The organism is Stenotrophomonas daejeonensis, assembly GCF_001431505.1.
In the GTDB taxonomy this organism is placed as follows: domain Bacteria; phylum Pseudomonadota; class Gammaproteobacteria; order Xanthomonadales; family Xanthomonadaceae; genus Stenotrophomonas; species Stenotrophomonas daejeonensis.
In genome coordinates this window covers 29,077-40,848 of sequence record NZ_LDJP01000068.1, presented here as the reverse complement: position 1 = coordinate 40,848, position 11,772 = coordinate 29,077, and the positions used below count along the sequence as shown (strand labels likewise).

10 protein-coding genes are annotated in these 11,772 nt (G+C 69.1%); 7 read left to right on the top strand and 3 right to left on the bottom strand.

Features of this window, described 5'->3' with window-relative positions; all coding sequences use genetic code 11:
- Positions 1-96: 96 nt before the first annotated feature.
- On the bottom strand, positions 97-927 hold the full coding sequence (locus ABB34_RS11435) for a kinase (protein WP_211258199.1): 831 nt from the start codon (positions 925-927) through the stop codon (positions 97-99).
- Between the two features lie 42 nt (positions 928-969).
- Between ABB34_RS11435 and pdxH the strand changes: the two genes are divergently transcribed.
- From pdxH to ABB34_RS11420, 3 genes are read left to right on the top strand one after another with little or no spacing between them, the layout of a single operon-like run.
- Positions 970-1,569, top strand: a complete 600-nt coding sequence (pdxH, locus tag ABB34_RS11430) for a pyridoxamine 5'-phosphate oxidase (protein WP_057641454.1) — start codon at positions 970-972, stop codon at positions 1,567-1,569.
- 5 nt (positions 1,570-1,574) lie between these two features.
- A complete protein-coding gene (locus ABB34_RS11425) occupies positions 1,575-1,919 on the top strand; it encodes a YqfO family protein (RefSeq protein ID WP_057641479.1) in 345 nt (114 codons plus the stop codon).
- On the top strand, positions 1,916-2,713 hold the full coding sequence (locus ABB34_RS11420; protein WP_057641453.1) for a cobalamin-binding protein: 798 nt from the start codon (positions 1,916-1,918) through the stop codon (positions 2,711-2,713). The genes ABB34_RS11425 and ABB34_RS11420 overlap by 4 nt, the downstream gene beginning before the upstream one ends.
- Positions 2,714-2,979: 266 nt before the next feature.
- On the opposite strand, the gene bla is transcribed toward ABB34_RS11420, so the two are convergent.
- The gene (bla, locus tag ABB34_RS11415) at positions 2,980-3,966 is read right to left on the bottom strand and encodes a subclass B3 metallo-beta-lactamase (RefSeq protein ID WP_152979595.1); all 987 of its coding nucleotides are present in this window, start codon (positions 3,964-3,966) and stop codon (positions 2,980-2,982) included.
- Between the two features lie 109 nt (positions 3,967-4,075).
- Positions 4,076-5,314, bottom strand: a complete 1,239-nt coding sequence (locus tag ABB34_RS11410; RefSeq protein WP_152979594.1) for a citrate synthase family protein — start codon at positions 5,312-5,314, stop codon at positions 4,076-4,078.
- 104 nt (positions 5,315-5,418) lie between these two features.
- Between ABB34_RS11410 and prpB the strand changes: the two genes are divergently transcribed.
- From prpB to prpF, 4 genes are all read left to right on the top strand, one after another.
- On the top strand, positions 5,419-6,303 hold the full coding sequence (gene prpB, locus ABB34_RS11405; RefSeq protein ID WP_057641451.1) for a methylisocitrate lyase: 885 nt from the start codon (positions 5,419-5,421) through the stop codon (positions 6,301-6,303).
- Between the two features lie 167 nt (positions 6,304-6,470).
- Positions 6,471-7,628, top strand: a complete 1,158-nt coding sequence (prpC, locus tag ABB34_RS11400; RefSeq protein WP_057641450.1) for a bifunctional 2-methylcitrate synthase/citrate synthase — start codon at positions 6,471-6,473, stop codon at positions 7,626-7,628.
- Between the two features lie 173 nt (positions 7,629-7,801).
- Positions 7,802-10,417 carry a Fe/S-dependent 2-methylisocitrate dehydratase AcnD gene (acnD, locus tag ABB34_RS11395; RefSeq protein ID WP_057641449.1) on the top strand — a complete coding sequence of 872 codons (2,616 nt, stop codon included), beginning with the start codon at positions 7,802-7,804 and terminating at the stop codon, positions 10,415-10,417.
- Positions 10,418-10,523: 106 nt separating this feature from the next.
- Positions 10,524-11,714, top strand: a complete 1,191-nt coding sequence (gene prpF, locus ABB34_RS11390; protein ID WP_057641448.1) for a 2-methylaconitate cis-trans isomerase PrpF — start codon at positions 10,524-10,526, stop codon at positions 11,712-11,714.
- Positions 11,715-11,772 lie beyond the last annotated feature (58 nt).

The following is an 11,772-nucleotide window of genomic DNA, read 5'->3' as shown; positions in this document are numbered from 1 at the left end:
CAACCGGAATCGGCATGCGGCGGGCCCGGGCCCATGCTTATTGCACGCGGGAAATCGCCACCGGGCGCTGATGCCGGGTGGGTCGGGAATGGTGGTTCATCGTGGAAGGGCTGCGGGCAACGGCTGCCGCCGCGCATCCAGCGCGATGACGCGCCCGGCGATGGCCGGCAACGTGCGCAGCGCCTGCCGGCTGATGCGTTCGTAGAACTGCACGAAGCGCTCCACCTGCGCCCGGTTCATGCCGGTGCGGCCAGGGGAGGCCTGTCGCAGGCCCTGTTCCTGTTGCCAGCGCCACTGCGGCACCACCTCGAAACCGGGCGGTTGCAGGAACCACAAGGTGTCGATGCGCGCCCACAGTGCCGGGTAGTCGCGCGCCAGGGTGCGGTTGCACCAGCGGCGCCATTCGCCGCCGCTGTCCTCGTCGCGTTCCAGCACGTTGACCGGCTCGTCCAGTGCCGCCTCGTCCTCGGCGGGGGTGCCGAGGAACCAACCTTCGAACACCACCAGGTCGGCACGGGCATCGCTGCGTGGCCATTGCGCCTGCGGCAGGCGTTCGTCGGCCAGCTTGTCGAAGCGCGGCAACGCGATTGCTTCGCCGGCGCGCAGGGCGTCCAGCGTGCGCAACGCCAGGGCGAGGTCGTGCGTGCCGGGCGGGCCGCGGGTGGCCAGCAGCGGGTGCACGTCGCGGGCCAGAGCCTGGCGTTCCGAGCGGGGCAGGTAGAAGTCGTCGATCGAGACGGTCGCCGCGCGCAATCCGCGTGCCGCGGCCGATGCGGCAACCTGCGCCGCCAGCGTGGATTTGCCGGTGCCCTGCAGGCCGCTGATGCCCAGCACCGGCACGTGGCCGACGCGCAGCGCCAGCGTCGCGTCCAGCGCCTCGGCGACCAGTGCCGGCGCGAAACCGGCGGGGTGCGATGGGGGCTTCATCGCGCGACAATAGCCCGAATCCCGCTCCATCGAACCGGAACCATGACCGACCTGTACGCAGAAGCGCTTTCGACCTTTGCCCAGTTGTTCGATGAGGCCAAGGCCGGCAAGGAGATCGACGCCACCGCGATGACCGTGGCCACCGCCGACACCGACGGCCGGCCATCGGCGCGCACCGTGCTGCTCAAGGACTTCGACGAGCGCGGCTTCGTGTTCTACACCCACCTGCACAGCCGCAAGGGCCGCGAGCTGCACGAGAACCGGCAGGCGGCGTTGCTGTTCCTGTGGCGCAGCCTGCGCGAGGCCGGCATCCAGGTGCGGGTGGAAGGCGACGCGCAACTGGTGGCGGAGGCCGAGGCCGATGCCTATTTCGCCACGCGGCCGCGCATGAGCCAGATCGGCGCGTGGGCGTCGGTGCAGTCGCAGCCGCTGGCCTCGCGCGAGGAGTTCGAGCAGCGCCTGCGGAATTTCGAGGCACAGTTCGAGGGCCGCGAGGTGCCGCGCCCGGACGGGTGGAGCGGCATCCGCGTGGTGCCGCGGCGCATCGAGTTCTGGTACGGCGCCAACTTCCGCCTGCACGAGCGCTGGTGCTACGAGGCCGATGCCGCCGGCGCATGGAGCAAGCGGCTGCTGTATCCGTGAGCAGCATGCGCCTGCACCCGGTCTACCGCATCACCGTGTTCGTGCCGCCGGCACAGCTGGGGGCGCTCAAGCGCGGCATCCTCGCGGTGGACGACCTGGCCGCAGGTGGTTACGCGCATGGCATGTGGGAATCGGCACCGGGGCGTGAGCAGTTCCGCGTGCAGCCCGGCACCGCCAGCGCCGCCGGCCAGCCCGGCGAACTGGTGCGCGAGGCGACGGTGCGGCTGGAGTTCTGCATTCCGCGCGACCCGGTGCGGTTGCAGCGGTTGCTGGACGAGGGCATTGCCGCGCACCACCCGTGGCACAGCCCGGCGGTGTTCGTCGAGGCCGTGGAATTCGCCGCGCCATGACCGGCCCGCGCCGCATCGTCTGCCTGACCGAGGAACCGACAGAGACCCTGTACGCGCTGGGCGAGCAGGATCGCATCGTCGGCATCAGCGGCTTCACCGTGCGCCCGCCGCAGGCACGGCGCGAGAAGCCCAAGGTCAGCGCCTTCACCAGCGCCAAGGTAGAGGAGATCCTCAAGCTCCAGCCCGACCTGGCGATCGGTTTTTCCGACATCCAGGCCGACATCGCCGCCGAGTTGATCCGCCGCGGGGTGGAGGTGTGGATCGCCAACCACCGCAGCGTCGCCGGCATCCTCGACTACGTCCGCCGGCTCGGCGCGCTGGTCGGGGTGGCCGCGCGCGCCGAAGCCTATGCCGATGAACTGCAGCGCAGGCTGGACGCCATCGCCGCGCAGGCGGCGCGGTTGCCGCGGCGGCCGCGCGTCTACGTGGAGGAGTGGGACGAACCGATCATCACCGGCATCCAGTGGGGTGCCGAACTGGTGGAGATCGCCGGCGGCATCGACGTGTTCCCGGAACTGTCGCGCGAGCCGCTGGCGAAGGCGCGCATCCTTGCCGATGGGGCCCCGGTGGTCGCGCGCAACCCGGACATCATCATCGGCTCGTGGTGCGGCAAGAAGTTCCGCCCCGAACGGGTGGCGGCAAGGCCGGGCTGGGCGGCGATCAACGCGGTGCGCGACGGCGAGCTGCACGAGGTCAAGTCGCCGATCATCCTGCAGCCGGGGCCGGCGGCGTTGACCGATGGCGTGCAGGCGATCGCGGCCATCGTCCAGCGCTGGGCGCAGCGGAAGCCGTAGTGCGGGGCTTGCCCCGCACGGGCTTTGCCGGTAGAGCCTCATGCGGGGCAAGCCCCGCATCTACGGGATGCTGGTCGATACCTGTGGCCGGGGCTGGCGGCGCTGACCGGATGGTGTGCAGGCGATCGCGGCCATCGTTCAGCGTTGAGCGCAGCAGCGCCCGTAGGAGCGCACCTTGGTGCGCGATGGAGCTTTCCCAGTAAAACCCCATCGCGCACCAAGGTGCGCTCCTACGTGATGTGGCGGCCTGCTGCCCGAGCGTGGCCTCACGGCTTCAGGCCGCGGGTTTCATCGTCCAGCCTCTTCTCCAGATTGGCGCGCCCGGCCCGGGCGTAGCGTTCGCAGGCCCCGGCATCGACCAGCGGTTTGCCGGGCACGCCTTGCAGGCGGTCGAACAGATCCGAGGCCAGCGGGTGCGGGGTGATCTGGATGTCGCAGGGCAGCGCGGCCAGCGTGTCCAGTCCACGGCGGAACGCGGCGACCATCGCCGGGTGGTCGAGGTAGCGGTATGCGTGGTCGGAAATCGCGCTCGTGCTGTCGGTATAGGCCATGTCCAGGCAGCGCGTGCCCTCGCAGGAACGCCATGTCCAACTGGTGCCGCCGGGCGTGTGGCCGGGCGTGGCATGGGCTGTCAGCGCCAGTGGGCCGACCCGGACGACGTCGCCATCGCCGATGGCCTCCACCCACGGCACCGGCGGTAAGGCCGGATGCGGTTCGAGCTGCTGCGGGTCGTCGCGCCCGCTGCGGCCACTGTGCAGGGTGGCGACGGCGGGTTCGCGCGCGAGGAGGGTGGCGCCGGTGACGCCCTGCAGGTAGGCCAGACCGGCCGCGTGGTCGTAGTGCTCGTGCGAGTTCAGCAGGTACTTCACGTCCTTCGGGTCGAAGCCGAGCGCGCGTATGTTCGCCTCGATCAGCGGGCCGGCCGCCTCGGTGGCGCCGTCGATCAGGATGTGGCCGCGGTCCGAGGTCACCAGCAACGCGCTCAGGCCGCAGGTGCCGACATACCACGTATTGCCGAAGATGCGCCGTGGCGGCGCGCGGTCATTCCAGCCTTCCATCACCGTTGCGTCTGCGGGGCAGGCCGGGATTGCGGCAGTGGTGCCACCGGCGTGCGTTGGCCCTGTCGCGTCCGGTGCGGAGGCCGTTTGGCGTGGTCCGGCCTGGCAGGCGGCCAGGGCCACGGTGGCGGCGAGGGCGGCGATGCCCGGCAGGCGGCGGGTCATGCGGTTCGGTAGTGCAGGCGAAGTCGTCATCGGTATCTCTTGTCTCTCCCGGCAAGCGCAGGAGTGTATGGAGGGCCCGTGTGCCGGCACCAACGCGAAAAACCGGGCCCAGCCATGAGCTGGATGAATGCCTCGCAGGCTACAGCGGCCGGCCCGGCGCCAGCCCGGTGTAGCGCGCACGTGGGCGGATCAATGTGCCCAGCGCCTGTTGTTCCAGTGCATGCGCCAGCCAGCCGGTCAGGCGCGCGGTGGCGAACATCACCAGCGCATGCGCGGCCGGCAGTTCGTGGACGTAGCAGATCGCCGCCAGCAGGCCGTCGATGTTCGGGTGCTGGCCGCTGTGTTCGGCGGTGGCCGCCAGCACCGCTTCGACGTGCTGCATGCGCGGCGTGCCGCCGCGCAGTTCGCGCAACTGGCGCAGCACCTCGGCGCCGCGCGGGTCGCCATCGGGGTAGAGCAGGTGGTTGAAGCCGGGCAGGTCGTCGCCGCGCCGCCAGCGTTCGGCGATGAACGCGGCCGGCTTGCCGCCGGCCTGCGCATCGAGCAGCAGCGCATGCGCGCGCGCGGTGGCGCCGCCGTGGCGCGGGCCGGACAGCGCGGCCAGCCCGGCGCTGACCGTGGCGTGCAGGTGCGCGCCGGTGGAGGCGACCACGCGCGCGGCGAACGCCGACACGTTCAGCTCGTGATCGGCGCACAGCACCAGCGCCGAGCGCAGCAGTTCGGCGAAACCGGCATCGCCCGGCCGCCATGCGTCGGCGAGCAGGCGATGCACCGGGCGCGCGTCGGGCTGGGTGCCGACCAGCAGCGCGGCGTTCTGCCGCAGCAGCAGCGCGGCCACTTCGCGCCGCACCGGGGCCGAGGCGTTGAGCGATTGCCGCTGTTCCAGCGCCAGCAGCGGGATGCAGGCCATCGTCCGTTCCAGCGGCGGCAGCGCGGGGTCCAGCGCCAGCGTGGCGATGCGTTGCGGCCACGCGGCGGGAGGCGTTGCCGCGAACGGATCCTGTTCCTCGCACTCCCACAGCAGCCGCGCGATGTCTTCCAGCGTGGCGCCGCCCTGCGCCGCGGCGACTGCCGAACGGCCACGGTAATAGGGCGCGTCGGGGCGGATCAGCGAGATGCGCGTTTCCAGCACCGGCAGGCCGCGATCAAGGCTTTGCGCCGCCCCGCGCGCCGCGCCGCGGCCGGCGCGCTTGCGCTGCGCCAGCCGTTCCACCTCCGCACGCAGATAGACCCGGCTGCGCGGGTCGGGGCCGGGGCGCGAGCTGAGCTGGCCGCGGCTGACATAGGCATACAGCGTGGCCGCGCTGATGCCGAGCAGGGCGCAGGCGTCGCTGGCCGGGATCAGTTCCGGGTCGGTGGGGTCAGGTGGCGTATTCAATATGTTGATTTTTTGAATCAAGATTGATCAATGCGTGCGATGGTGCCAGATTGTGCGCCATCGCGGAACGGCCCCGCCGTCGCCGCCCGATCAGGAGCCAAGCCATGAGCCTTTCTTCCGCCGGCGCCCACTTCCGCGCCGCCCTCGCCGCCGAGAAACCCTTGCAGGTGATCGGCGCGATCAACGCCAACCACGCGCTGTTGGCCAAGCGCGCCGGCTACAAGGCCATCTATCTGTCGGGCGGTGGCGTTGCCGCCGGCTCGCTGGGCCTGCCGGACCTGGGCATCAACACCCTGGAAGACGTGCTGATCGACGTGCGCCGCATCACCGACGTCTGCGACCTGCCGCTGCTGGTGGACATCGACACCGGTTTCGGCCCCAGCGCGTTCAACATCGCGCGCACGGTGAAGTCGCTGATCAAGGCAGGCGCGGCCGCCTGCCACATCGAGGACCAGGTGGGCGCCAAGCGTTGCGGCCATCGCCCGGGCAAGGAGATCGTCACCCAGGGCGAGATGGTGGACCGGGTGAAGGCCGCCGCCGATGCCAAGACCGACCCGGATTTCTTCCTGATCGCGCGCACCGATGCGATCCAGGTGGACGGCGTGGACGCGGCCATCGAGCGCGCCATCGCCTGCGTCGAGGCCGGCGCCGACGGCATCTTCGCCGAGGCCGCCTACGACCTGGACACCTACCGCCGCTTCGTCGATGCGGTGAAGGTGCCGGTGCTGGCCAACATCACCGAGTTCGGCAAGACCCCGCTGTTCACGCGCGACGAACTGGCCTCGGCAGGCGTCGCCATCCAGTTGTTCCCGCTGTCGGCGTTCCGCGCCGCCAACAAGGCGGCGGAGAACGTGTATGAGGCGATCCGCCGCGACGGCCACCAGAAGGGCGTGGTGGAAACTATGCAGACGCGCGAGGAGTTGTACGACCGCATCGGTTACCACGCGTTCGAGCAGCAATTGGATGCGTTGTTCGCCGCGAAGAAGTAAGCCTGTTCCCTTCTCCCTCCGGGAGAAGGTGGCGCGAAGCGCCGGATGAGGGTCGGGCAGAGCCTCGTGTAATTGGATGTTGCGAGGCTTCGCCCGACCCTCACCCCAACCCCTCTCCCGGAGGGAGAGGGGCTTCAAAAACCCTGCTTTCCATTGAGGTGCACGTCATGTCCGAATCCACCACCGCCTCCGGCTTCAAGCCGAAGAAATCCGTCGCCCTGTCCGGCACCGCCGCCGGCAACACCGCGCTGTGCACGGTCGGCCGTTCCGGCAACGACCTGCACTACCGCGGCTATGACATCCTCGACCTGGCCAACACCAGCGAGTTCGAGGAAATCGCCCACCTGCTGGTGCACGGCAAGCTGCCGACCCGCGCCGAGCTGCGCGCCTACAAGGCCAAGCTGAAGTCGCTGCGTGGCATCCCGGCGGCGGTCAAGGCGGCGCTGGAGGAGCTGCCGCCGTCGGCGCACCCGATGGACGTGATGCGCACCGGCGTGTCGGTGCTGGGCTGCGTGCAGCCGGAGAAGGACGACCACAACCACCCCGGCGCGCGCGACATCGCCGACAAGCTGATGGCCAGCCTCGGTTCGATGCTGCTGTACTGGTACCACTGGAGCCACAACGGCCGCGTCATCGACGTGGAAACCGACGACGACTCCATCGGCGGCCATTTCCTGCACCTGCTGCATGGCGAGCAGCCGCCGGAATCGTGGGTCAAGGCGATGCACACCTCGCTGATCCTGTACGCCGAGCACGAGTTCAACGCCTCCACCTTCACCTGCCGCGTCATCGCCGGCACCGGCAGCGACATGCATTCGTGCATCGCCGGCGGCATCGGTGCGCTGCGCGGACCCAAGCACGGCGGCGCCAACGAAGTGGCGTTCGAGGTGCAGAAGCGCTACGAGACGCCGGACGAGGCCGAGGCCGACATCAAGGCGCGCGTTTCCGCCAAGGAAGTGGTGATCGGCTTCGGCCACCCGGTCTATACCGTGTCCGACCCGCGCAACAAGGTGATCAAGGAGGTCGCGCGCGAGTTGTCGGCCGAGCAGGGCAGCATGAAGATGTACGACATCGCCGAGCGCTTGGAATCGGTGATGTGGGACATCAAGAAGATGTTCCCGAACCTGGACTGGTTCAGCGCGGTCAGCTACCACATGATGGGCGTGCCGACCGCGATGTTCACCCCGCTGTTCGTCATCGCCCGCACCGCCGGCTGGAGCGCGCACATCATCGAGCAGCGCATCGACGGCAAGATCATCCGCCCGAGCGCGAACTACACCGGGCCGGAAGACCAGGCGTTCGTGCCGATCGACAAGCGCGCTTGATGCTTGAAGCTTGAAAGCCCCTCTCCCTGCGGGAGAGGGGTTGGGGTGAGGGGCGATGGAGTCCTGATGGTTCAGTTATTACTGACTCCGCTCGCCCCTCATCCGCCCTACGGGCACCTTCTCCCGAAGGGAGAAGGGAAAAGCACTGCCACATCCAGCCGCCAAGCCAGACCATGAACACCAACTATCGCAAGAACCTCCCCGGCACCACGCTGGACTACTTCGACGCGCAGGCCGCCGTCGATGCAATCCAATCCGGTGCATACGCCACGCTGCCCTACGTCTCGCGCGTGCTGGCCGAAAACCTGGTGCGCCGCTGCGACCCGGCCATGTTGACCGAGTCGCTCAAGCAACTGATCGAACGCAAGCGCGACCTCGATTTCCCGTGGTTCCCGGCGCGCGTGGTCTGCCACGACATCCTCGGCCAGACCGCGCTGGTGGACCTGGCCGGCCTGCGCGACGCCATCGCCGAAAAGGGCGGCGACCCGGCCAAGGTCAACCCGGTGGTGCCGGTGCAGTTGATCGTCGATCACTCGCTGGCGGTGGAATGCGGCGGCTTCGACCCGGATGCGTTCAACAAGAACCGTGCCATCGAGGACCGCCGCAACGAGGACCGCTTCCACTTCATCGACTGGACCAAGCTGGCCTTCGAGAACATGGACGTGATCCCGCCCGGCAACGGCATCATGCACCAGATCAACCTGGAGAAGATGTCGCCGGTGGTCTACGTGCAGGACGACGTGGCGTTCCCGGACACCTGCGTCGGCACCGACAGCCATACCCCGCACGTCGATGCGCTGGGCGTCATCGCCATCGGCGTCGGCGGGCTGGAGGCGGAGAACGTGATGCTCGGCCGCGCCTCGTGGATGCGCCTGCCCGACATCGTCGGCGTCAAGCTGACCGGCAGGCCGCAGCCGAACATCACCGCCACCGACGTGGTGCTGGCGCTGACCGAGTTCCTGCGCACCGAGCGCGTGGTCGGCGCGTGGCTGGAGTTCTTCGGCGAAGGCGCCTCGGCGCTGACCATCGGCGACCGCGCCACCATCTCCAACATGTGCCCGGAATACGGCGCCACCGCGGCGATGTTCCACATCGACCAGCAGACCCTGGACTACCTGCGCCTGACCGGCCGCGAGGAAGCGCAGGTGCAACTGGTCGAGAACTACGCCAGGACCACTGGTCTGTGGGCTGAAGCGCTGGCCACCGCGCAGTACGAGCGCGTGCTGGAGTTCGACCTGTCCAGCGTCGTGCGCAACATGGCCGGCCCGAGCAACCCGCATCGCCGCCTGCCGGTATCCGACCTGGCCGAGCGCGGCGTCGCCGACGAGGCCAAGCTGGCAAGCGGCAAGGACGAGGAAGCGCAGGGCCTGATGCCCGACGGCGCGGTGATCATCGCCGCCATCACCTCCTGCACCAACACCTCCAACCCGCGCAACGTGATCGCCGCCGGCCTGCTGGCGCGCAACGCCAACGCGCGCGGCCTGTTGCGCAAGCCTTGGGTGAAGTCGTCGCTGGCGCCCGGTTCCAGGGCGGTGCAGCTGTACCTGGAAGAGGCCGGCCTGCTGCCCGAACTGGAGAAGCTGGGCTTCGGCATCGTCGGCTTCGCCTGCACCACCTGCAACGGCATGAGCGGCGCACTCGATCCGAAGATCCAGCAGGAGATCATCGCGCGCGACCTGTACTCGGTGGCGGTGCTGTCGGGCAACCGCAACTTCGACGGCCGCATCCACCCCTATGCCAAGCAGGCGTTCCTGGCCTCGCCGCCGCTGGTAATCGCCTATGCCATCGCCGGCACCGTGCGCTTCGACATCGAGAAGGACGTGCTGGGCGTGGATGCCGACGGCAACGCGGTGCGGCTGAAGGACATCTGGCCGAGCGACGCCGAGATCGACGCGGTGGTGAAGGCATCGGTGAAGCCCGAACAGTTCCGCAGCGTCTACAACCCGATGTTCAACGTGCGCGTCGAGCATGGCCGCAAGGTCAGCCCGTTGTATGACTGGCGCCCGCAAAGCACCTACATCCGCCGCCCGCCGTACTGGGAAGGCGCGCTGGCCGGCGAACGCACGCTCACCGGCATGCGCCCGCTGGCGGTGCTGCCGGACAACATCACCACCGACCACCTCTCGCCCAGCAACGCCATCCTGCCGTCCAGCGCCGCCGGCGAATACCTGGCGAAGATGGGCCTGCCGGAGGAGGACTTCAATTCCTACGCCACCCACCGCGGCGACCACCTCACCGCACAGCGCGCCACCTTCGCCAACCCCAAGCTGTTCAACGAGATGGTGCGCAACGACGACGGCAGCGTGAGGCAGGGCTCGCTGGCGCGGGTGGAGCCGGAGGGCAAGGTGATGCGCATGTGGGAGGCGATCGAAACCTACATGCAGCGCAAGCAGCCGCTGATCATCATCGCCGGTGCCGACTACGGCCAGGGCAGCTCGCGGGACTGGGCAGCCAAGGGCGTGCGGTTGGCCGGCGTGGAAGCCATCGTCGCCGAAGGCTTCGAGCGCATCCACCGCACCAACCTGGTCGGCATGGGCGTACTGCCGCTTGAGTTCAAGCCCGGCACCGACCGCAACACGCTGGGCATCGACGGCACCGAGACTTACGACGTCGTCGGCGAGCGCAGGCCGGGCGCCGACCTGACCCTGCTGGTCCATCGCAGGGACGGCAGCACGGTGGAGGTACCGGTGACCTGCCGGCTGGATTCGGACGACGACGTGGCGACCTACGAGGCCGGCGGCGTACTGCAGCGCTTCGCGCAGGATTTCCTCGAAGCCAGCGCCACCTGATCATGCTGCCCCTTCCTGTAGGAGCGACGTCAGTCGCGACAGGGCTTTCCCGGTAAATCCCTCTGTCGCGACTGACGTCGCTCCTACAGGGAACAAGGAGACGAACATGAAACATGCGCCGCAACTCAGGATTCCCGCCACCTACATGCGTGGCGGCACGTCGAAGGGCGTGTTCTTCCGGCTTGAGGACCTGCCGGCCGCAGCACGGACCCCCGGCCCGGCGCGCGACGCGCTGTTGATGCGGGTGATCGGCTCGCCCGATCCCTACGGCAAGCACACCGACGGCATGGGCGGGGCGACGTCGAGCACCAGCAAGTGCGTGATCGTCGCCCCGGCCTCGGTGCCGGACCACGACGTGGACTACCTGTACGGGCAGGTGTCCATCGACACCGCGTTCGTGGACTGGTCGGGCAACTGCGGCAACCTCAGCACCGCGGTGGGGCCGTTCGCGATCGCCAACGGCTTCATTCCCGCCGAACGCATTCCGCGCGATGGCACCGTCACCGTGCGCGTGTGGCAGGCCAACATCGGCAAGACCATCCTCGTGCATGTGCCGGTCAGCGATGGGCAGGTACAGGAAACCGGTGACTTCGAGCTGGATGGCGTGACCTTCCCGGCGGCGGAGGTCGTGCTGGAGTTCATCGACCCGTCCGATGACGGTGAAGGCGAGGGTGGCTCCATGTTCCCTACCGGCAACCTCGTCGATGATCTCGACGTGCCGGGCATCGGCACGCTGAAGGCGACGATGATCACCGCCGGCATTCCCACCGTGTTCGTCAACGCCGCCGATATCGGCTACGACGGCACCGAGCTGCAACCGGCGATCAACGAGGACAAGGCGGCGCTGGCGAAGCTGGAAACCATCCGCGTGGCCGGCGCACTGCGCATGGGGCTGATAAAAACGCCGGAAGAGGCACTCAAGCGCCAGCACACGCCGAAGGTGGCATTCGTCGCGCCGCCGAAGCCCTACGTGTCCAGCAGCGGCAAGAGCATCGGGGCCGGCGACATCGACCTCAACGTGCGCGCGATGTCGATGGGCAAGCTGCACCACGCGATGATGGGCACGGCCTCGGTGGCCATCGCCACGGCGGCGGCCGTCCCGGGCACGCTCGTCAACCTCGCCGCTGGCGGCGGCACCCGTGAGGCGGTGCGCTTCGGCCATCCCTCCGGCACCCTGCGCGTGGGCGCGGCGGTGGCGCAGGTCGAGGGTCGCTGGGTGGTCACCAAGGCGGTGATGTCGCGCTCGGCGCGGGTGCTGATGGAAGGCGCGGTGCGGGTGCCGGCGGACGCGTCCTGACCTGCCGCTGCGCCGCCGGCATGCCCACGAAGGCTTGCCGGCGCGCACACAAGGCGTG

What these genes read in the sequence shown, in the direction of transcription:
- ABB34_RS11435 (WP_211258199.1), bottom strand. Translation starts at nt 927, where the DNA reads ATGAAGCCCCCATCGCACCCCGCCGGTTTCGCGCCGGCACTGGTCGCC.
- pdxH (WP_057641454.1), top strand. Translation starts at nt 970, where the DNA reads ATGACCGACCTGTACGCAGAAGCGCTTTCGACCTTTGCCCAGTTGTTC.
- ABB34_RS11425 (WP_057641479.1), top strand. Translation starts at nt 1,575, where the DNA reads ATGCGCCTGCACCCGGTCTACCGCATCACCGTGTTCGTGCCGCCGGCA.
- ABB34_RS11420 (WP_057641453.1), top strand. Translation starts at nt 1,916, where the DNA reads ATGACCGGCCCGCGCCGCATCGTCTGCCTGACCGAGGAACCGACAGAG.
- bla (WP_152979595.1), bottom strand. Translation starts at nt 3,966, where the DNA reads ATGACGACTTCGCCTGCACTACCGAACCGCATGACCCGCCGCCTGCCG.
- prpB (WP_057641451.1), top strand. Translation starts at nt 5,419, where the DNA reads ATGAGCCTTTCTTCCGCCGGCGCCCACTTCCGCGCCGCCCTCGCCGCC.
- prpC (WP_057641450.1), top strand. Translation starts at nt 6,471, where the DNA reads ATGTCCGAATCCACCACCGCCTCCGGCTTCAAGCCGAAGAAATCCGTC.
- acnD (WP_057641449.1), top strand. Translation starts at nt 7,802, where the DNA reads ATGAACACCAACTATCGCAAGAACCTCCCCGGCACCACGCTGGACTAC.
- prpF (WP_057641448.1), top strand. Translation starts at nt 10,524, where the DNA reads ATGAAACATGCGCCGCAACTCAGGATTCCCGCCACCTACATGCGTGGC.